26 protein-coding genes are annotated in these 21,235 nt (G+C 42.1%); all 26 read right to left on the reverse strand.

Translation table 11 applies throughout. From position 1 onward, the window contains the following. Position 1: 1 nt before the first annotated feature. The 26 genes from BLR11_RS05645 to BLR11_RS05770 all read right to left on the reverse strand — a co-directional run bounded on the left by BLR11_RS05645 (position 2) and on the right by BLR11_RS05770 (position 21,204). On the reverse strand, positions 2 to 877 hold the full coding sequence (locus BLR11_RS05645; RefSeq protein WP_091649215.1) for a 5'-nucleotidase, lipoprotein e(P4) family: 876 nt from the start codon (positions 875 to 877) through the stop codon (positions 2 to 4). Between the two features lie 45 nt (positions 878 to 922). Continuing rightward, positions 923 to 2,320, reverse strand: coding sequence for a class II fumarate hydratase (gene fumC / locus BLR11_RS05650; protein ID WP_091649218.1), 1,398 nt, complete (start codon positions 2,318 to 2,320; stop codon positions 923 to 925). A 68-nt stretch (positions 2,321 to 2,388) separates the two neighbouring features. Further along, positions 2,389 to 3,663: a phosphoribosylamine--glycine ligase gene (gene purD / locus BLR11_RS05655; RefSeq protein WP_091649220.1), complete on the reverse strand. Its 1,275-nt coding sequence runs from the start codon at positions 3,661 to 3,663 to the stop codon at positions 2,389 to 2,391. 1 nt (position 3,664) lies between these two features. Further along, a complete protein-coding gene (locus BLR11_RS05660; protein WP_091649223.1) occupies positions 3,665 to 4,267 on the reverse strand; it encodes an IMP cyclohydrolase in 603 nt (200 codons plus the stop codon). Between the two features lie 19 nt (positions 4,268 to 4,286). Continuing rightward, the gene (gene purN / locus BLR11_RS05665; protein ID WP_091649225.1) at positions 4,287 to 4,892 is read right to left on the reverse strand and encodes a phosphoribosylglycinamide formyltransferase; all 606 of its coding nucleotides are present in this window, start codon (positions 4,890 to 4,892) and stop codon (positions 4,287 to 4,289) included. Next, complete coding sequence (gene purM / locus BLR11_RS05670) at positions 4,885 to 5,961, reverse strand: phosphoribosylformylglycinamidine cyclo-ligase (RefSeq protein ID WP_091649228.1); 1,077 nt, start codon at positions 5,959 to 5,961, stop codon at positions 4,885 to 4,887. Before purM ends, purN begins: the two co-directional genes overlap by 8 nt. Further along, the gene (gene purF / locus BLR11_RS05675; RefSeq protein ID WP_091649232.1) at positions 5,939 to 7,366 is read right to left on the reverse strand and encodes an amidophosphoribosyltransferase; all 1,428 of its coding nucleotides are present in this window, start codon (positions 7,364 to 7,366) and stop codon (positions 5,939 to 5,941) included. The genes purM and purF overlap by 23 nt, the downstream gene beginning before the upstream one ends. 15 nt (positions 7,367 to 7,381) lie before the next feature. After that, positions 7,382 to 7,876 (reverse strand): 5-(carboxyamino)imidazole ribonucleotide mutase, encoded by a 495-nt coding sequence (purE, locus tag BLR11_RS05680; protein ID WP_091649235.1) that lies wholly within the window; start codon positions 7,874 to 7,876, stop codon positions 7,382 to 7,384. Between the two features lie 237 nt (positions 7,877 to 8,113). Next, the gene (locus BLR11_RS05685) at positions 8,114 to 8,833 is read right to left on the reverse strand and encodes an amino acid ABC transporter ATP-binding protein (protein WP_091649238.1); all 720 of its coding nucleotides are present in this window, start codon (positions 8,831 to 8,833) and stop codon (positions 8,114 to 8,116) included. Then, positions 8,820 to 9,485 carry an amino acid ABC transporter permease gene (locus BLR11_RS05690; RefSeq protein ID WP_091649242.1) on the reverse strand — a complete coding sequence of 222 codons (666 nt, stop codon included), beginning with the start codon at positions 9,483 to 9,485 and terminating at the stop codon, positions 8,820 to 8,822. Before BLR11_RS05690 ends, BLR11_RS05685 begins: the two co-directional genes overlap by 14 nt. A 129-nt stretch (positions 9,486 to 9,614) precedes the next feature. Continuing rightward, on the reverse strand, positions 9,615 to 10,577 hold the full coding sequence (gene pfkA, locus BLR11_RS05695) for a 6-phosphofructokinase (RefSeq protein ID WP_091649245.1): 963 nt from the start codon (positions 10,575 to 10,577) through the stop codon (positions 9,615 to 9,617). 4 nt (positions 10,578 to 10,581) lie between these two features. Then, entirely contained in the window at positions 10,582 to 11,130 is a 549-nt protein-coding gene (locus BLR11_RS05700) for a shikimate kinase (protein ID WP_091649248.1), read from the reverse strand. A 185-nt stretch (positions 11,131 to 11,315) separates the two neighbouring features. Further along, positions 11,316 to 11,624 carry a hypothetical protein gene (locus BLR11_RS05705; protein WP_143006404.1) on the reverse strand — a complete coding sequence of 103 codons (309 nt, stop codon included), beginning with the start codon at positions 11,622 to 11,624 and terminating at the stop codon, positions 11,316 to 11,318. Between the two features lie 127 nt (positions 11,625 to 11,751). Beyond that, positions 11,752 to 12,297 (reverse strand): hypothetical protein, encoded by a 546-nt coding sequence (locus tag BLR11_RS05710; protein ID WP_091649253.1) that lies wholly within the window; start codon positions 12,295 to 12,297, stop codon positions 11,752 to 11,754. Between the two features lie 11 nt (positions 12,298 to 12,308). Beyond that, complete coding sequence (locus BLR11_RS05715) at positions 12,309 to 12,989, reverse strand: hypothetical protein (RefSeq protein ID WP_143006405.1); 681 nt, start codon at positions 12,987 to 12,989, stop codon at positions 12,309 to 12,311. A 111-nt stretch (positions 12,990 to 13,100) separates the two neighbouring features. Further along, a complete protein-coding gene (locus tag BLR11_RS05720) occupies positions 13,101 to 13,538 on the reverse strand; it encodes a hypothetical protein (RefSeq protein WP_091649258.1) in 438 nt (145 codons plus the stop codon). Then, positions 13,528 to 14,085, reverse strand: coding sequence for a pilus assembly FimT family protein (locus BLR11_RS05725; protein WP_143006406.1), 558 nt, complete (start codon positions 14,083 to 14,085; stop codon positions 13,528 to 13,530). Before BLR11_RS05725 ends, BLR11_RS05720 begins: the two co-directional genes overlap by 11 nt. Next, entirely contained in the window at positions 14,033 to 14,389 is a 357-nt protein-coding gene (locus BLR11_RS05730) for a hypothetical protein (RefSeq protein WP_091649264.1), read from the reverse strand. Before BLR11_RS05730 ends, BLR11_RS05725 begins: the two co-directional genes overlap by 53 nt. Then, the gene (locus BLR11_RS05735) at positions 14,382 to 14,837 is read right to left on the reverse strand and encodes a pilus assembly FimT family protein (protein WP_091649267.1); all 456 of its coding nucleotides are present in this window, start codon (positions 14,835 to 14,837) and stop codon (positions 14,382 to 14,384) included. The genes BLR11_RS05730 and BLR11_RS05735 overlap by 8 nt, the downstream gene beginning before the upstream one ends. After that, on the reverse strand, positions 14,819 to 15,433 hold the full coding sequence (locus BLR11_RS05740; protein ID WP_091649270.1) for a prepilin peptidase: 615 nt from the start codon (positions 15,431 to 15,433) through the stop codon (positions 14,819 to 14,821). The genes BLR11_RS05735 and BLR11_RS05740 overlap by 19 nt, the downstream gene beginning before the upstream one ends. 16 nt (positions 15,434 to 15,449) lie before the next feature. Continuing rightward, positions 15,450 to 15,848: a competence type IV pilus major pilin ComGC gene (locus BLR11_RS05745; protein WP_091649273.1), complete on the reverse strand. Its 399-nt coding sequence runs from the start codon at positions 15,846 to 15,848 to the stop codon at positions 15,450 to 15,452. A 25-nt stretch (positions 15,849 to 15,873) separates the two neighbouring features. Further along, positions 15,874 to 17,073 (reverse strand): type II secretion system F family protein, encoded by a 1,200-nt coding sequence (locus tag BLR11_RS05750; RefSeq protein ID WP_091649276.1) that lies wholly within the window; start codon positions 17,071 to 17,073, stop codon positions 15,874 to 15,876. Then, positions 17,070 to 18,032, reverse strand: a complete 963-nt coding sequence (locus tag BLR11_RS05755) for a type IV pilus twitching motility protein PilT (protein ID WP_091649279.1) — start codon at positions 18,030 to 18,032, stop codon at positions 17,070 to 17,072. The genes BLR11_RS05750 and BLR11_RS05755 overlap by 4 nt, the downstream gene beginning before the upstream one ends. A gap of 9 nt (positions 18,033 to 18,041) precedes the next feature. Further along, positions 18,042 to 19,196, reverse strand: a complete 1,155-nt coding sequence (locus tag BLR11_RS05760) for a GspE/PulE family protein (protein WP_091649281.1) — start codon at positions 19,194 to 19,196, stop codon at positions 18,042 to 18,044. Positions 19,197 to 19,406: 210 nt separating this feature from the next. Beyond that, positions 19,407 to 20,405 (reverse strand): electron transfer flavoprotein subunit alpha/FixB family protein, encoded by a 999-nt coding sequence (locus BLR11_RS05765; protein ID WP_091649283.1) that lies wholly within the window; start codon positions 20,403 to 20,405, stop codon positions 19,407 to 19,409. 13 nt (positions 20,406 to 20,418) lie between these two features. Next, positions 20,419 to 21,204: an electron transfer flavoprotein subunit beta/FixA family protein gene (locus BLR11_RS05770; protein WP_091649286.1), complete on the reverse strand. Its 786-nt coding sequence runs from the start codon at positions 21,202 to 21,204 to the stop codon at positions 20,419 to 20,421. Between the last annotated feature and the right edge of the window lie 31 nt (positions 21,205 to 21,235).

The following is a 21,235-nucleotide window of genomic DNA, read 5'->3' on the forward strand; positions in this document are numbered from 1 at the left end:
ATTAATTTATCGTTGTTTTTTTAAGCAGAATAGAACGGTTCACCTGTTCCCGTTCCTGCGGTGTCAGAGAAAAATACCCTTTAGCCATAGCGCCGACCCAGCTGCCGTAAGCCGGATTGGGAAATACGATATATTTTATGCCAAAATCAGCCTGATGTTCATCAATAATCCTATTGCGCTGCACCATCGATGTACCATCGGTATGCAACGGCAAATCACCGGCATTATCTCCCATATAGACAATCACATCATATTTAGCCGCTACCGAATCAAACCGTGGTTGTTTATCTGTTGTATTCGTCATTAACAACAAATGCTCTTTATCTACCGATGGAAAATTCAATTCTTTCAAATTTTTCACAGTTGCCGCATAATTGATATGGGCAAATCGATTCGATACATAAAAAATAGAAACGCCCTTCCGATGTACTTCATTAAGAAAGTTTGCCGCTCCCGGCATAGCGCCGGAACGCGCCTCATGAATCCAATCCCGCCACCAGGCGCTGGTATACAAACCATTTCCTGCCGAAGCACTTTCACTCATGCCGCCGATATTATCCACCACGGTTTCATCACAATCAAGGACAATCGCTAACGGTTTTCCTTTGCGGCTGGGATCGGCCAATGCCGTATCAACCTGTGCCATAGCTGTATTATAGCCTTGATAGCAAAGCGCTCTGTACTCCGCTGCCGAACGCATCCAAAGAAGACTCATCATTTCTTCTTTGGCAATCTCCTGCTGTGTTGCCTGTATTTCTGTTCGTTGACTCCCTTTGACCGATTCCGGAGATGCCGCCGGGGCTGCCAGAACAGTACCGGAAACACTCATGATAAAACAAGCCGCCGCAACCACTGTCATTTTTTTACTATAAAACATATTGTTCACTTCCTATTAAAATAATAAAGGAACATATTTTTTCCTTTATTGATTGTCTTTTTTAATGCCTGCCAATTGTGATGGATTCATATGTGTATCAAATTCCGCTTGTGTAACCCAGCCGGTGGCAACTGCCGATTCACGCAGTGTCAATCCTTCTTTTGCTGCTTTTTTTGCAATAGAGCAGGCTTTATCATATCCGACAAGCGGAACGAGTCCCGTAACTAATATCAACGATTGATGCAGATTATAATCAATTTTTTTATAATTCGGTTGTATTCCCTTTACACAATGATCGTTAAAAGAATGCATGCAGTCACTTAAAAGCCGAATCGATTGGATCATATTATAGGCTATAACCGGCATAAATACATTAAGCTGGAAATTCCCTTGACTGGCAGCAATTCCCATAGCCGCATCATTTCCCATTACCTGGACCGCTGCCATCGTCACAGCTTCACACTGTGTCGGATTGACTTTGGACGGCATAATAGAACTTCCCGGTTCATTTTCAGGAATTGTGAGTTCCCCAATGCCGCAGCGCGGACCACTGGCCAGCCATCGGATATCATTGGCAATTTTCATTAGATCTGCTGCTAACGCTTTAAGCATCCCATGTACCACAACAAGTTCATCTTTGCTCGTAAGAGAATGAAATTTATTAGGTGCCGTGTGAAACTCTTCTCCTGTAAGACAACTGATTTGTTCCGCTACTTTGCAGTCGAACCCTTCCGGACAATTAATGCCCGTCCCGACAGCCGTTCCTCCCATACCTAGATCACGCAGGAAATCAATTCCCAATGTAATCATTTCCTTATTTCTTGAAATCATGCGGGCCCAGCCGGAAATTTCTTGTCCCAATGTCAGCGGAGTTGCATCTTGCAGATGTGTGCGGCCTATTTTTACAATATCTTTGTATTCTACCGATTTAGCCTGCAATGTTGCATACAGTTCTTCCATCGCAGGAAACAGTTGTTGTTTGACCAGCAATACACCGGCTACATGAAGCGCTGTAGGAAAAATATCATTGGAACTTTGGGAATGATTAACATGGTCATTGGGATGAATTTTAATTTCTTTTCCTTCCGACTGCAGCAGCTGCATCGCACGATGTGCTACTACTTCATTTACATTCATATTAAATTGTGTTCCACTGCCTGTCATCCATACGGAAAGCGGAAAATTATCATCTAATTTATGCCGCAGTACTTCATCACAAGCAGCAATAATGGCATTCGCCCGATCCGCATCAATCTCTCCTAATGCTTCATTAACCATAGCTGCTGCTTTTTTTAAATAGCCGAAAACACCTACCATTTCCAATGGTATTTTTTCCGTACCAATACGAAAGTTTTCAAAACTGCGCTGTGTCTGCGCTCCCCACAATTTATCCGACGGTACTTTAATTTCACCCATTGAATCTTTTTCGATCCGATATTCCATGCATATCCCTCCTGTAATAAAAGCTGCCTCATATAATAAAAGGCAGCTTTCATAGCTTATGATCGTATTTACTTTAAGTGCCGCAGCCCTTTAGCCCCTATATCTTTTCTATATTGCATACCGGGAAAAGAAATATGTTCCACATTTTCATACGCTTTCCGAATAGCCATTGGCAAGGTTTCAGCTACTGCTGTTACCCCCAAAACACGACCACCATTTGTTTGAAATGCAGCATCCCGTTTTACTGTTCCGGAATGGAATACAACAACATTTTCTTTTTCTACATTTTCAAGACCGGAAATGATATCCCCTCTATGAGAAGAGGCTGGATATCCTTTGGATGCCATGATAACGCAGCAAGAAAATGCATTTTTCCATTTTACCATGGACGGTTCGAGTTTCCCCTTTGCGCAAGCATACATAATATCTGCTAAATCACTATCCAGCAGCGGCAATACAGCCTGCGTTTCCGGATCACCAAAACGACAGTTGAATTCAACAACCTTAGGCCCTTCTGCCGTCATCATAAGGCCGGCATATAAGCACCCCTTATACGTAATACCTTCCTGCGCCAATCCCTGTACCACGGGATTCAGGATTTTTTGCTCCACTTCTTTTTGCAATTCCGGTGTCAATACCGGTGCCGGAGCATATGCTCCCATGCCACCCGTATTAGGCCCCTTGTCCTTATCAAAAATACGTTTATGGTCTTGTGCGGCAATCATAGGTACGATCGTTTTTCCGTCAACAAAGGCAAGAAGACTGGCTTCCTCACCTACCATGCATTCTTCAATAACAATTTTTCCGCCGGCTTCGCCAAAAACTCTATCTTCCATAATCGCATTAACAGCATCCACTGCTTCTTTTACGGTTGATGCAACTACTACTCCTTTGCCGGCAGCCAGTCCATCGGCTTTAACAACAATCGGAGCACCTTGCCCGCGAATATATTCCTTAGCATCTTCGCCCTGTTCAAAAGAAGCATACGAGGCTGTCGGAACATGGTATTTTTTCATAAGATTTTTAGCAAATACCTTAGAACCTTCCAATTGGGCCGCATCCTTATTAGGTCCGAACACAGCAATCCCCGCTTGTTCACAAATATCTGTCAATCCCTGCGTCAAAGGAACTTCAGGGCCCACCACCACCATATCAATATGCTGCATTTTACAATAGTCTGTAATCCCATTCAAATCTGATATTTGAATAGGTACGCAAATAGCCATATCCTCCATGGCAGCACTGCCGGGAATAACATATAATTCTTCTACCTTAGGACTTTGTGCCAATTTCCATACCAGTGTATGTTCACGCCCCCCGCTGCCAATAACCGCTACCTTCATATTAGACCTCCTTCTTGCCAATCTGCTTGGCAAGATATGCAGCGATTGCGGTGTCATAAACCGCCGTATGATGAAATGCTTCTTGTGCCAGTTCCAGCCGATATTCATCTGTAAATTCTCCATCTTTTTTAAGGATGGCAATAATTTCATCATATTTTGCCGGATTCGTAACAATAGCTACATATTTATTATTTTTGGCTGAAGCACGAACCATGCAGGGGCCACCTATATCAATATTTTCAATCGCTTCAGGAAGCGTAACTCCTGGCTTAGCAATCGTCTGCTGAAAGGGATATAAATTGACAACAACAAGATCAATACCAACAATGCCATGTTCCTTCATAGCCTGTACGTGGTCCGGATTATCACGGATTGCCAAAATACCGCCATGAATTTTAGGATGCAGCGTTTTAACACGGCCACCCATCATTTCCGGAAACCCCGTAACGTCCTGAACCGCCATAACTGGGATACCTGCTTCTTTAAGAGCATGCATGGTCCCCCCTGTAGAAATGATTTCAATTCCCATATCGGTCAAAGCTTTGCCTAATGCAACAACTCCTGTTTTATCTGATACGCTTACAAGCGCGCGTTTTACCTTCATTGCCCTATCTCTCCTTTATCTATGCTCCACGTACTACCCGCCCGTTAATTTCGAGCTTGTCTTCACAAAACAGCGCTACGGCCTTCACAAAAGTAGGATGTTCCACTGTAAGTATACGCGCCGCCAATGTATCTTCCGTATCATCCTCCATAACAGGAACAACGGTCTGCGCAATGATGGGACCAGCATCCATATCCGCCTCTACAAAGTGCACCGTGCATCCTGCCACTTTCACCCCGGCTTCTACAGCTTGACGTTGTGCATGAAGTCCTTTGAAAGACGGAAGCAGTGCCGGATGAATATTAATAATGCGACTTTCATAATGAGAAATAAAACGTCCGCTCAAAAGACGCATAAAACCAGCCAGTGCTATCAAATCAGGCTGATACGGCTTTATTTGGTCTAGTATAAAATCTTCAAATTTCTCTTTAGATGAAAATTGTTTGCGATCGGCAATAATTGCAGGAATATTCCATTTTTCAGCTTTTTCCAACACAGGTGCATCAGGAATGTCACTGACAAGAACAACAATTTCAGCATTAATTTTACCAGCTTTGATCGCATCATAAAGCGCTTCAGCATTTGACCCGCGGCCGGAAGCAAAAATAGCCATACGCTTAGTCATCGAAAGCGCCTCCCCGCAAAGTAACCGGCACGTCGGATTCCACAACAGTGCCGATATAATACGCCTTTTCATTACGTTTTGCCAAATCGGCCATTACCGCATCTGCCTCTTCCTTGGCAACCATCATGATCATGCCGATACCCATGTTAAAGGTGCGATACATTTCACGGTCATCAACACCGCCCCACTTTTGAAGCAGTTCAAAAATAGGAAGCTGAGGCCAAGCGGTCACATCAATTTCCACCCCTAATTTTTTCCCCTTAGGGAAAACGCGGGGAATATTTTCATAAAAACCGCCGCCAGTAATATGCACCATACCTTTTACATCGAAATTGCGAATAATCGGCAAACACGGTTTCGGATATAACCGGGTAGGTGTAAGCAGGCATTCTCCAAGAGACATATGAAGTTCCTCCATATATTCCTGCAAATCTAATTTTTGGCGTTCAAAAACAATTTTACGAACCAGGGAGAATCCATTGGAATGAATACCCGTCGAAGGAAGTCCGATAAGAACATCACCTGCTGTCAGCTTTTCACCGGTAATAAGTTTGCTGCGATCGACAATACCGACGCCAAACCCAGCTAAATCATAGTCATCTTTGGCATAAAAGCCAGCCATTTCAGCAGTTTCACCGCCCAAAAGTGCACAGCCCGATTCCTCACATGCATGTGCAACTCCCTTGACAATAGTCGCTACCTGAATAGGATCAAGCTTACCGACAGCAATGTAGTCAAGAAAGAATAGAGGTTCCGCACCTTGTACAAGCACGTCGTTAATAGACATGGCTACACAGTCCTGTCCTACCGTATCATGCTTATTCATCATAATGGCCAGACGAAGCTTAGTTCCTACACCATCTGTGCCGCTTACGAGAATAGGATGCTGCAGTCCGGATTCGCATAGAGAAAAAAGTCCACCAAATCCACCAAGATCACCCAGAACCTCCGGGCGATATGTTGCTTTTACTGAGTCCTTCATCAATTCTACAGCCTTATTTCCGGCATCAATATCTACACCAGCATCAGCATAGGTCAAACCTTTATCATTTGTTGACTTCGAGAGCATATTTTTCTCCTTTCTCGTTCGCCGCCGGAATATCCGTCGGATAGTCATTATTAAAGCAAGCCAGACACATATCCTCCCGCGGAATATTAGGAATTGCGCGGCAAAGCCCATCTATAGAAATAAAATGGAGTTGGTCAACACCTATAAACTTACGTATTTCTTCCACACTAAGTGTCGCCGCAATAAGTTCTTTGCGTACCGATGTATCGATGCCATAGAAACAGGGATACATGATAGGCGGTGCAGATACGCACATATTTACTTCTTTCGCCCCTGCTTCACGCAGCAATTTACAGATAATGCCGCTGGTCGTACCGCGAACAATAGAATCATCCACCATTACGATGCGTTTTCCCTTTACAACCGATTTAACGACATTTAATTTCATCCGTACCGCGAGTTCCCGCTGCTTTTGATTCGGTTTTATAAAGGTACGCCCCATATATCGATTTTTGATAAGTCCGTGATTAAAAGGAATGCCCGATTCCATGGCATATCCAATGGCTGCTGTATTTCCGCTGTCCGGAACAGAAATGACAAGATCCGCATCATACTGTGTTTCTTTAGCCATTTCACGTCCCATAGCAAGACGTGCTTGATATACATCTTGTCCATCAATAACACTGTCGGGACGAGCAAAGTAAATGTATTCAAAAGAACAAATTTGTTTGCGATCCGCTTTGGCAAAAAACGTAGAGGTAATACCACTTTCTGTAATGGATACCATTTCTCCCGGCTGCACATCCCGTACAAAAGAAGCACCAATGGCATCAAGACCACAAGTTTCCGACGAAAGCACCCAGCCTCCGTTAGTTGTCCGGCCTATGCAGAGTGGACGGAATCCATAAGGGTCACGAACGCCAAATAATTTATCCTTTGTCATAATAACAAGTGCATATGCACCTTGAATACGGTTCATACTTTCCATGATTTGTTCTTCTACTGTATCCTTACGGCTGCGGCTAATCAAATTAACAATAATTTCACTATCCATTGTCGTTTGAAAAGTAGCGCCCCCATCATCTAATTCCGTACGCAAGGTACGCGTATTCGTCAAATTTCCATTATGCGCCAGCGCAACTTGCCCCTTAGAGGTATAGACCGTGAGCGGCTGGATATTTGCCGGATTATTAGATCCCGTTGTCGAATAGCGGACATGTCCGATACCGATATGTCCTTCAACCTCGGGTACTCCATCAGCAAAAATATTACTTACCAATCCCATACCGCGAAATGTTTTGATGCCGTCATCCGTGGAAACAGCAATACCACCGCTTTCCTGTCCGCGATGCTGTAAAGCAAATAAACCCCAGTATACATACCGAGGAATATCCATGCTTTTATCTAAAATCCCCAATACACCACATTCTTCATGCCGTTTGTCCCAAATCGGATCGTATAACATGTGCCCCTCCTGTTATTAATTATTTTCTAAAGATTCTTGTAATTTTTTATTTTTAGCAATAACCTGTGCCGCCATATCTTCACGATATGTCTTATATTTTGCAGCTAAGGCCGGATCATTGGCAGCTCCAATCTGAATAGCGAATAATGCTGCGTTTTTTGCACCGTTAATAGCCATAGTAGCCACAGGCATACCAGATGGCATTTGCACAATAGCCAGCAATGCGTCCATTCCTTTCAAGCTCGTTGCATCAATAGGTACTCCAATAACAGGTAAGGTCGTAAAACTGGCAATTACTCCCGGCAAATGCGCAGCAGCACCTGCTCCGGCTATAATACAGCTGAGCCCGCGGTCTCTTGCATCTGCTGCAAAGTCTTTAACTACCGCCGGTGTACGATGCGCCGAAGCTAACAGTACTTCACATGCAACATCAAATTCCTTGAATACATCCAAGGCTTTTTTCATAATAGGAAAATCTGAATCGCTTCCCATAACCAATCCGACTTTCAAAACAATCCCTCCTTAGAAAATAAAAAACCCAAAAGTGACACAAATCACCCTTGGGAACGTATTCATCTAGATAGACTGCCAGTGCATGAATTTATAAACCGCATATCTCCAGTCCATAAACATATATTCATGCCTGCATCTCCCCGTTGATGTATTAATTCATTGAATACATATAAATTGTATCAAAAACAATAAGCAGTGTCAATGTAAAAGGCACCCAAAAGGGTGCCAATAGACTCACAATATTTTTGACAAAAATAATTTTGTCCGTTCTTCCTGTGGATGAAAGAATAAATCGTCCGGTTTTCCTTCTTCCATAATAACGCCTTCATCAATAAATAAAACACGATCTGCCACTTCTCTGGCAAATCCCATTTCATGTGTCACAATAGCCATCGCCATGCCTTCTTTAGCCAGATCTTTAATAACATCAAGAACTTCACGGACCATTTCCGGATCCAAGGCAGATGTCGGTTCATCAAACAACATAAATTTAGGTTTCATGGCCAGCGCTCTGGCAATCGCCACACGCTGCTGCTGTCCACCGGACAACATTTCAGGATATGCATCCTTTTTATCTTCAAGACCTACTTTCTGCAACAGCTGAATCGCTGATTCTTCCGCTTCTTTCCGCGAAATATGGCGAGTCTTGATAGGAGACAGTGTAATATTATTAAGAACCGTCATATGCGGGAACAAATTAAACCGCTGGAACACCATTCCCACTTCCATACGTATGGCATTAATACTCTTTGTATCATTCATACTGAGACCATCAACAGAAATCTCTCCGGAAGTCGGTGGTTCCAAATAATTTATACAGCGAAGTATCGTACTTTTCCCCGACCCGGAAGGACCAATAATAACAACTACTTCTTTATCGTGAATCGTCAGATTGATGCCCTTGAGAACCTGGAGAGAACCAAAGTTTTTTCTCAAATCCTTAATTTCTATCATCGGTTGCAAACCTCCGTTCCAAATAACTCACTAAACGGGCAATACCAAAGGTCATAACAAGATATATTGCAGCAACAGTGATCCATATTTCAAAGGATCCGTATGTTTTGGCAATAATAAGCTGCCCGCGGCGCGTCAATTCTTCGAAACCAATTACCGATACCAGCGAGGTTTCCTTCGTCATAGAAATAAATTCATTTCCCAACGGTGGAATAACGTGCTTGAAAGCCTGCGGCAGAATAACATACTGCATCGTCTGTCCCCAAGATAATCCCAGAGACCGTCCAGCTTCCATTTGTCCTTTATCAACCGATTGAATACCTGCACGAAAAATTTCTGAAACGTAAGCCCCGCTGTTGATAGAACAAGCAGCAACGGCAGCAACGAAAGGATCAATACGCTGCCCGACAATCATAGGAAGTGCAAAGTAAATCAGAAAAATCTGAACCAGCATAGGTGTGCCGCGAATAATATTGACGTAGGATACAGCGATAAATTGAACAATTTTCACCCCTGATAACCTGCAGATACTAACAAACAAACCAAGCAGAAAGCCGATACTTACGGCAATAGCCGTAATCTCAATTGTGACAAGAGCACCTTCCAGCAAAAGCGGCAGAGATTGCACAATTAGATTAAAATCAAAGCTCATGAACAACACTCCTCATATAAATGAAAAAGTCCAACAAACAACATTTCTATTATAAATACATTATTATACAATGTCAATTAATATATTTACATTACTAGTCCACGCTGCCGGATATACACATTTATATAGTTATTTTCCCAGTTGATGCAGTAAGTTATACATATTATCATCAATTGAAAAATGCATTCTGTCTGTTTCCGTGTAAGGTGTCGCTACCAGCCGATTCTGTAAAAGTCCGATAACTACATTGACTGTACCTTGGCACAAACAGTCTACGGCTTTTTGTGCAAAAAGGCCTGCCAATATGGCATCTAATGCCGTCGGAGCCCCGCCGCGCTGCACATATCCAAGAACGGTTAAACTCGGTTCTAAATACGTGTGTTCCTTGATATAAGATACCACATCGGAACCACTCATAGCACCTTCCGCAACAATAACAATGCTGCTGAGTTTTCTATGCTGATGCGATTCATACAGCCGATTGCAAAGTTCCTCTAACGATACATCATGTTCCGGTACAAGAACGGCTTCTGCCCCAGAAGCCATGCCGGCATGAAGGGCAATAAATCCGGCATGACGTCCCATGACCTCCACGACTGCCACGCGTTCGTGAGAATAAGCAGTGTCTCTGATTTTATTAACAGACTGCAGTACCGTATTTACAGCTGTATCAAATCCCAATGTATATTCTGTGCCAGGCATGTCGTTATCAATTGTGCCGGGAATCGTAATAGTAGGCATACCCAGCCGGCTCAAACATTGTGCACCTTTCATAGATCCGTCGCCGCCAACGACAATAAGAGCTTCTATTTCTTTTGAGCGGAGAAAATCAACTGCCTGACGCTGAGCATCTTCATGAATAAAAGCTTCACAGCGTGCAGTCCGCAGCATAGTACCTCCCCGATGAATGATTTCTCCAACAGAACGCTGGTCCAATAAAATACTTTCTTGGCGAAGCAGCCCTTCATACCCGCGCAGAATACCTTCGACAGCAATCCCTTTATCTAATGCATACCGAGTGACCCCACGAATCGCCGGATTCATGCCGGGGGCATCACCACCGCTTGTCAATATTCCTAATTTAGTAATCATCACTTCATTCCTCCTTCGGTGCACGGGATGCAAACACAATTTCATCCGCTTCTATTTTTTCAATAATTTTATCGACAATCTGTCCTGCACTGAAAGTCGTTGTATCCACTACAAAATCGCAATACGGATAAATTTCCCGCCATTCTCCCATCATCTTCATGACAAATTCATGCAGATTATCATAATCTACTGTCGGGCGTTTGCCAACATGACGCCCCACTCGCTCTTCCACACGAAATGGTTCGGACTGTAAAGCCACTATATATCCAAAACGATGCAAAACACGGTACAATTCCAAACTCATAGGAAAATTACCGCCAAAAGATATAATTGCTTCATGATAACGGCTTACTTGCTGCAATACATTTAATTCGCGTTCACGAAAAGCCGCCTCACCTTGTTCTGCATAAAATTCGGCAATGCTTTTTCCGACAAATCGTTCAATACGGCGATCCGTATCTACAAACTGCCACTGGAGACGCGCTGCAAGCTTGCGGCCTATATGGCTCTTGCCGCTCCCCATCATTCCCACAAGGACTATATTCCGTTTCACTGCCGTCCCTCCTTCACATCTAACGTTACTTTCTTGAATTTACTTTTGTCTCTATACTTGCTTTTATACTTAATATTATAATTATAGCAAATTTTCTCTTATAATTACATCATTAAAACGCTTTTTTCTGCTTCCCTATAATAAGGTTAAACGAAAGCAGAAAAAAGCGTCATGTATTTATCTCTTTATAACCCGCTTAAAATATATGCGGTCATTTTTATTTTTAAATTTTCCTGTCCTGTTTCTACGGATTGAAGTTCTATTCTAATACAAGGAGCCTCTTTTTCTACTGCATTTAAAAAATATATAAGGCTATAATAAGTTCCCTCTAATACTATATCATAAAAATATGAACGGTCTTCTTTTATATGAATAGTTTCCAGATAAAGACCATTTTTTTCGGCTTCTCTCTGTAAAATGGTCAGCGGCATCTCTTTGGGGACAGTATAATTACTTGTCCACGCTGCATCTTTTACCTCCGCATAGGACATCATGCTGGCTGAATCCTCCAAACTTTGTATCGTTTTTTTCCATAAGCAGCTTGTGTTATACCAATAAAAACAACGCCACATAAATACTATATTCGTTAAAAATAAAACAAAACAGAAGGCCGTTATATATTTAGGTTTTGTTATTTTCAGACTTAAGTGCAGCATCAGCTATCTCCATTTCCAAATCAAAAGCAATGGACTTAGGTTCTTGATGATTTATTCTGGTAACAGAAACAGTCGTAAATAATGCTGTCTTCTGAAGTTTTTTCTGCCACCCTTGTACTTGCGGCACCTGCAACGTAACAGCATTAACACAAACCTTTTTTTGGCGAATTTGTAAGGAACGGACCTCTACATCGTTCGGTTTAGTATCCGCCAGGCAAACCAGTACAGCGGGCCAAGAAGATATGGCAGCGTTATTTTTTTGTATGCCGGAAGCCTCCCGTGTAATTTGCTCACAAACCTGATTATTCTGTATAATCCAAGTTTGAACAGGCTGCAGCTGATCTGTATAATACATTTTCTGTCTATCCACTTGTGCCGAAAATATAGTACCGACAATAGCAAAACAAAAGGCTGACATAGCCATCATACTAATTATTAAAAAAAACGCATTGTATTTTATCTGTTTCCAGCGACAGCAGCGTTCTTCTTGCGGAAGTAAATTAAAATGCATATCACTCTCTCCTACAGCAATGGTAAGAAAAACGCCGCTGGATACTGCCAATGATAATTAGATAGCTTTTTTTGACAGTCTTTTTGTATACAAGGCAAGATCCATTTTTCTTTCATTTTCATCAAAGGTCGGTACAGCATATCTTTTTTTTCATTATTTTCAATCCATCGCAAAAACTCTTTAGGAATACCATCACACCACTGATACGCATTAAGTATTCCTTGATCATATACACAAATATGAGTACCCGTTTCAGTTTGACAATACAGGGTACCCGACAAATCATTATAAAATCGGCTTAAAAGACTTGGCAGTGTATCTATTATATCAACTATATTTTCTTCCTGTCTAAATGCCGTGCAAAAAGCCATTATTAAATCATACGGATAAACGGCTGCCATCCAATCATGATTCATTCCATCTGCTGCAGGCCCGATATAAGCAACATCAAATAGCTTTTTCCCATTATCATTGACAATTTCATCCCATTCCATGGCAGAGAAAGCTGCCGCATATTTCTTCGAAGGAAGCTGCATACGTTTCAGCAATAATTTTTCTCCTCCCAGAATAATCGTAACACAGCAGTGTTGTACTTTATATGATTTACATAATTGAGAAATTACTACCATAATTTTTTCACTGCTTTTAAACCAGTCCGGATTATTGCACGAAAACATGTGTACTTCTGTCATACTGCATCGTCTATACCAATTTTTATAATACGATATCATATAAATCGAATTTTCAGCTGGCATAATAATAATTTTTCTTCTATGAGACAATATCACAATTTTCTCACTTCCTTAATATGATATATTGCGTATAGTTAATACGGGGCGATCGTTTTCCATTACTTCAACATCATACGTTAAAGAACAAGTTCTGCTTACCATTGTTTTTTTTATCGTACCAATAGCTATAATGGTTCCCCGATATGGTTTTTGCCTTTTCTCTGTTACATAACGGACTTTGATCACTTGTCCTTCATCGGTAAGATGATATGAATCCTCCCAGGTTTGTTCCCGTCTGTTAGGAATATCTTGCCAATCCATCAATTGTAATTTCTCCCAGCTCTGTACAAGTGCCGACTCTGCCAAATACGCTGCAGTCACCATATCTCGATATCGGCAAGCTTGCTGCAAATATAAATGAGACAGATAAGAAGTAGTGATAGCAAGAAATACAGCAATCAGTCCTAACCACAGGATAAAAAATGTAATAAAACCATTTTTATTCTGCATCGTTCTTTGCACCTTTCTCATACTGTGCTGTCAAAGGAACAACAGATATAAAACAAGGCCATTCCTGATTACTTTTGCGATGACGCAAAAGCAATGCTACTTGTACTGTTTGTCCCTGTAAAGAAAAAAAGGGGGTTTGCTGTGACGAAACTATATAAACATCCTGCCATTGCCCCATCCCACTATTTCCGGTAAGAGGCTGTCGTGTATTATCTTCAAGAATACGAAATAGTATTCCGTTCTGTACGGTAAATCCTGTCGCCAAGCCCGTAGGACTTGTAAAGCGCACAGTGTTATTCGTAACGGTAACATCTCTGGCAAACCGAAGTCCCACATAGAGTGTTTCGTCAATGCTGCTGCCTTGGTGATATAATTCCTCATAAACAGCTTGCAGATAGTAGCTGCGAAACATTTGCGCTGACGCAGTTAAAAAAACGGTCAATATGATCGAAGTCAAAAGAACAGCAATCATTAATTCCAGCATAATGAATCCATTAGTTTGTATTTTTCCTGCGTTCCAGTCTCTTGAAACAATATTCTTGTTCATTCGGACATCTCACCCATATTTCATGCAGACAGTAATTATTATCAATAATACGGCAGTACCATTTTACATCGTAGATATTCCCACTTTGTTTAAAACTTTTTTCGAAAAAGTGCCCACCGTCTTTCAGACTTCGAGTTTCTTCCATGCCAAGACGACCATACATAGCCATTGTCTGTATGCCTCGTGCGGTTCGGTATGTAGTAAGCGTTTCAGAAAGAAGTGACAACGCAGGTAAAAACAAAATCATGCCCAGTACTGCCGCAATAAGACAATCAGAAAGAATATACCCGTTTTTTTTATTCAACACGTATTCGTCCGGTCTGAGCAGCAATAATAATCCGTCTTTCATATCGACCATCTGTTGACCGAACTGTGAGCCGCATATTTTTCCCTTTAGGTTTCCCCTGTTCATCAAATCGAAAATCCTTTCTTGACTCTTCGATAGGAATATCTACTATATTCGAAAAAGATCGCTTTTTATAAACAATATATCCATTTTGCACAATGCGATACTCTTGATTGCGTACTGATAAGCACCAATCATCCATTCCTCCCAAACCATTTCCTACCGCCTGTTGTCGAAGTTGGTGCAAATCCATAATTATTTCCCGCGTCATAGCATCTACAGCATAATATTGCCGATGCCAGGATAAACCGGGTGTTCCCATAAACAGCAACGTCATAAGAATACTTATGGCAATAAGCAATTCTAAAAGCAGGTATCCATTATTTTTTATATGAAAAGAAGCCATTCTATACATTCTCCGCCTATCACAGCAGCACACCACCATCCCAACAGCAGATACGGTCCAAATGGAATCTTGCTGGTTCGATGAAACCGCTGATAAATAAAGGCACCTGCTGCAGCCGAAAAAAAAGCCGCTGCAGTCATAATATAAGCCGATTGACCTGGACAGCCCAAGCAAAGTGCGGCCGCCAATTTTATATCACCGCTTCCTATTCCTTTCGGAAAAAGCAAATATAGCCCTACGTAGAAAAACAAGCTGACAGTACAAACCATACTGTCTATGATTATATATTGCCCTGCCAGCATGAATCCATCAATAATGAGCAGCAGTATAATCGGTTCATCAGGAATCCAGCAACAGCTCCAATCTGTTGCAATAATAACAGAAGCACTGATAGAAAAACCGGCAGCCGCTAAAAAAGACGGCCAAGAATAACACCACAGCGGTGTGGTCATAAAAAAAAGGATAACCATACCCGCCAATATTCCGTAAAAAATTTTGCTCTGCCGGCATTCCTCCGGCAGATAATGAATAAGTACGTAATAAATAGGAATATATATCAGACAGCCTATTATTCCAGCAATGCTGCAGCTCCACATAACTTCATATCACCTATCAGCTTTTAACAGCTTCCGCATTGGATTTTGAATCATAGGAAGTTCCTTCATATACAGCTGATACTACTCCTTCTTCATCTATTAAATAGGCCGTACCATCCGGAACCTTGGGCAAAAATTGCAGATATGTTTTGCCATTTGTTTTGACAGCAAGTATTTCCACTGTTTCAGGAAATTTTCCGTTTTCCGCTTCATATAAGGCCGCTGTATTACTGATAGTACGAATATCTGTCTGAATTTTTGCAATTTTAGCTGTTTTTCCTGCAGAGGTAAATTTCGGTACAGCCACGGTTGCCAACACTAGCATAATAGATATGCAAATCAAAAGCTCTAAGAGTGAAAACCCATTTTTCAAAGGTTTTTTCTGCCTGAATTTTGTTGAAATTAATACCAGCATACGCGTATCTCCCTTCAAACGTTGCTCACTTTACCATAAAAGTAACTGCATCCAAAAGCGGCAGTAAAAGACATAGTATAATTCCACCGACAACAATGCCTGTAATTAAAAGAATAGTGGGCTCCAAAAGTTTTTTACCACGCTTTAAAATAATATTCAGCCGCCATTCATAATACCCGGAAATCGTTTGCAGAACTTCTTCATAGTTACCTGTCGACTCTCCCACAAGCAGCATCGTTTCAATATATGCCGTGCCTGATTTGCTGTTCTGTACAGCTCGACTGAATGACATTCCGCTTTCCAAATACCGTATGATACTGCTTATCTTTTTCTTAAACCATATTACAGGTATGACCGCAGCCGCGTCATAAAGTGCCGACAACAGCGGCATTCCTCCGGCAAGCTGTATTGCTAAAATACGGCTAAACCGCGCCCAGCATCCCACAATGCAAATTCGGCGAAGGATACCGATCTGCATCATATATTCTTCTAAAATTACACGATACCGCTGCTGCCGTACCCCAACAATACTACCCACCACAAAAACAATCACGGTTAAGAAAGATCGTTCCGGATAATCGCGCAGCTGATGCTGCAATGACAGCATGATTTGAGCCGGTACCGGCAAGGGAACATTCATTTGCCGAAACATCATTTCAAATACAGGAAAAATATAAAACATCGCACAAAACAGCATGAGTACTGTACAACTAATGAGAAATACCGGATATACCAAAATATTGATCAACCCTTGTTTTTGTTTTCCTGCCTTCTCATAATATTCCCCCAGGAGACTCAGCATTTTATCCAAATTGCCGGAATTCTCCCCTGCTTTGACGATATTGCATGCGAGTACAGGAAACAATCCAGACTTTTCCATCGCAGCGGAAGGATTCATTCCCGTTTCCATTAACTGTGCAGCCATTTCCATCTTTGCTGCATGTTTTTTCGGCATATCACGCTGAATCAGTCGCCATCCTTGTACAAAAGTAATCCCAGTTGCTGTCATGACAGATAATTGTTGAAACAATACTGCCAATTTAGATGACGAAAGCCGCTCTTGTTTCTGTAAGAGGGTAAAAACAGAGCTTTTTGCTTTAAATTCCAAAATGTACAAGGATTGACGAGCTGCGATTCTGCGTGCTTCCTGTTCTGAAACAGCATATAGAGTTCTCTCTAATTGCCGTCCCGATGAATCAATAACACTAACAATAAACTTTTTCATAGTTTTTTACCGTAAAAGGCCAGTGCTTGTTCCATTGTACGCATGCCATAAGCAGCGCCTGTCTGAAGAATAGATTCTAATTGGTATTCACGTCCTGTTCGAATAAGTTGAGCAACTGCCGTTGTCCGAAATAACACTTCCCGCGCTACATGAGTTCCCGCATCATCACAAAAACGTTGTTGTGCCAATACCGCCTGCAGCACCATTGACAACCGACATCGCAGTTCTTCCTGTCTGACAGCAGGAACCGCACCTACCACTCTGGATATCGTTTGTGCTGCCGAGGTTGTATGAAGAGTAGAAAACACAAGATGCCCTGTTTCTGCCGCTGTAAGAGCTGCTTCCATCGTAAATCCGTCTCGCATTTCTCCAACAAGAATCACATCCGGGTCTTGCCTTAAGGCTTGCCGAACACCGTCTTGAAAGGTTGAAAAGTGTTTTCCCAATTCACGCTGTGAAATCAACGCTTTCTTCCCCGGCAGAATATATTCTATAGGATCTTCCAGCGTAATAAGATGACATCGTCTGCTATTGTTCAAATATTCCATGATACGCCATAACGTAGTAGTCTTCCCACTCGCTGTAGGTCCCGTAATAAGAACCAACCCATGTTTCATCTGACTGAGACGTTCCAGAATAACTGCATCTTCATCAGTCGGCAGCCAATGCAAAGGGTACAGCAAACGAAGTGCAGCATGATACCCTGCATATTCAGGAAAAATATTGATACGACACCGAATACCCTCCTGCAAATCAACGGCCAGAGAGAGTTCACCACACCTTGGTAATTTACAGTCATATACATGCAGCCAGGAAGAAATATCACATGATTTTACAACGGCACCTTCCAGCGGGAAAAGTTCCATGCCTGTACGTAATAAAGGCAATCTATGCTCTTGTAAGTGTATATCTGTAGCTTTTCTTTCAATCGCTGTTGAAATAATGGCCGTGATATCCATTAAAAATCCTCATTTGTCATACATACGTTGAATTTCTGCCCAATCGGTCATTCCTTTTGCAAGCGCTTCTTCGATAGACTGTTTCATAAACCAAGCACCATCGGCCTTCGCCGCATCCCGCAGAACATCTGCATTATCAGAATTACGGATCTGCTTTCGCATATGCCTGCCCACCGGTACAACTTCACAAAGACAAATACGTCCAATATACCCGGTATGAAGACACTTGGTACATCCCACATATCGATATCGCCCTTGCATCTGTTCTTCAGCGGCAGGCACACGGCAGTAACGGCAAAGCTTACGCACCAACCGCTGTGAAATGATACCCACCAAGGCTTCACTTAATAAGTATTTTTCAATACCCATATCGGCCAGGCGTATCGGTGCTTCTACGGCACTGGAAGTATGCAGAGTGGAAAACACAAGATGACCGGTCAGTGCTGCCCGAACTGCAATTTCTGCAGTTTCCCGGTCCCGTATCTCACCAATAACGAGAATATCCGGATCTTGGCGCAAAAGTGCACGCAATCCATTGTGAAACAAAAGACCTCCTTTCGGATTAATTTGACTTTGACTCACTCCCTGTAATTGATATTCGACAGGATCTTCCATGGTTGCAATACTGACTGCCGGACTTAATAATTCTCTCAGCATAGCATACAAAGTCGTTGTTTTCCCACTATTGGTTGGTCCACTAATCAACAGCAATCCTTTACTGTTACGAGATAATTGCCGCAGCATAGGCACTACTCTTTCTCCTAATCCCAATGCATCCAAGTCCAAATGGACACGATTGGCATCCAGCAGACGGATCACCGTTTTTTCGCCGCGGACAGTAGGCATCGTACTGACACGCAGGTCAATGGATCGGCCATTAGTCTGCCAAATCATCCTGCCATCCTGCGGAAGCCGTTTATTAGCGATATCCAAGGAACTCATAATTTTTACACGGGCAGTTATTTTTTCAAGCATATGTATCGGCAGTTCTCCTGCTTGAAATAATACTCCATCAAACCGAAACCGAATACGTACACAATGATCCATAGGTTCAATATGAATATCGCTTACACCAGCCTGAACAGCATGACTTAATATAGAATCCACTATATCTTGTGCATTCGTTTTCGAAGAAAGGGGCAGCTGCCAATGAACTTCCTCCATCTCGTCACCTCCAAGCATATTCCAGTACTACAAGACAAATCATAGCATATGAAGCGCCTTACTGTGAGTAATATAATTATACTTTAATCTCAAACTCCGCAGTTATAAGCTTGTCTTAAGCATTTTCTAATTATGCTTTAATAAAGATATTGATGCAGGAAACAAAAAAAGATGTCTCAGAATACTATCTGGGACATCTTTTTTCCATTTTTATTTTAATTTTTCCAACTCTTCTTTAATAATCGGCATCGCATTGAATAAATCTCCTACAATCCCGTAATGAGCAAATTTAAAAATGGGTGCATCCGGATCCTTATTAACGGCAATGATAAGACCTGCCTCTTTAATACCCAGCTGATGTTGAATAGCACCTGAAATACCAAGTGCGATGTATATTTTAGGAGCAATTTTCTTGCCCGTAATACCAACCTGCAATTCGTAAGGTGCCCAGCCGTTATCAACAAGCGGTTTGGATACACCTAATGCAGCCCCGATAGAAGCAGCAAATTCTGTCACTTTTTTCAAACCTGCTTCATCTCCTACCCCCCGGCCAGCACCTACCACAATATCTGCCGTTTCAAGAGTCAATGCTTTTTCTTCCAAAGGGGTCAGCACAAAATCGGTAACTTTTTGCATAATCTGTCGATTCGACAAATCAACAGTTTCCTTTATAATTTCTCCGGGGCGTTGTCCATCAAACGAATTGCCGTGAAAAATCTTATCGCTGATAGTCGCCAACTGAGGACGCGTTGTTGTAAGAATCTTAACAAAAAGTTTTCCTGTGTAAGCTGGACGAATCCAAGTGACAGCGTCTCCGTCTCCTTCATAGCGGGCATCAATACAATCCGCTACAAGGCCTAAATTTAGCATAGCAGACAACCGCCCGCCTATATCGCGCCCATTATGCGAAGCTCCTATAAGAATTACATTGGGTTCATATTTTTGTATGATGCCAGCCATAGCTTCGGCATAAAAATCAGCATTAAAATCCTTTAAAGATGGATTTTCTACAATAATAGCAACATCAGCTCCATACCCAATAACGCATTTTGAAGCACTTTCAATGCCATCTCCGATAAGAACTGCTGTCAAAGGAACTTTCCGGCTATCGGCAAGTTCTCTTCCCTTTCCAAGTAACTCCTGACTTACCTGACTTGGTTTTCCATTACTAAGTTCAATATATACCCACACGCTATTTTTCATTTCCATAGAACACACCTCCTTATATTGCTTTTTCTGAAGCCAGTATTGCTATAAGTTTATGTATTGCCTGCGCTTCGTCATCCCCGCTGATCATAATCCCCGCCGCATGCGGTTCTGGTGCAAACAATTCTGTAACCTCCGTAGCCGAACCGGCAGTACCCGCTTCTTCGGGACTTAGTCCCAGATCTTCCAATCTCCATACTTCAAAAACAGCTTTTTTAGCCATCATTTTCCCCCGGATGTTCGCCGAGCGAGGTGTGTTTGCAGTTTCCGTAACAGAACAAACTGCCGGCAGCTGTGCTTCTACAGTTTCAAGACCATCATTATTTTTTCGTGTTGCTTTAAGAACATTGCCTTCCACAGCAACCGATTCAGCATATGTAATAAGAGACATTCCCAGACGTTGTGCAACTGCCGGTGGTATTTGCCCCGTATCGCCATCGGTAGAATGTTTGCCTGTAAAAACCAAATCTACATTACCAATTTTTTCAATAGCTTTTGCCAATATTTTTCCGGTTGCCAATGTATCTGAACCGGCCATGCGTTCATCTGATACAAGAATACCCGCATTTGCCCCCATGGCAATTCCATCACGCATACCTTCGCCTGCCAAGGCAGTTCCCATTGTAATAAGGGTAATAGTGCCACCCACAGCCTCTTTGACAGTTAAAGCCGCTTCAATAGCATGAATATCAACCGGATTCAACATAGACGGCGCTCCGACACGGACCAAATTGTTATCCTTAGCATCAATTTTGATATCAGAAATAGCCGGTACCTGTTTTACTAATACAACAATATTCATATTTCAAACCTCCTTTGCATCTTTCCTTTAT

This window comes from Megasphaera paucivorans, assembly GCF_900103535.1.
Classification (GTDB): Bacteria; Bacillota; Negativicutes; order Veillonellales; family Megasphaeraceae; genus Megasphaera_A; species Megasphaera_A paucivorans.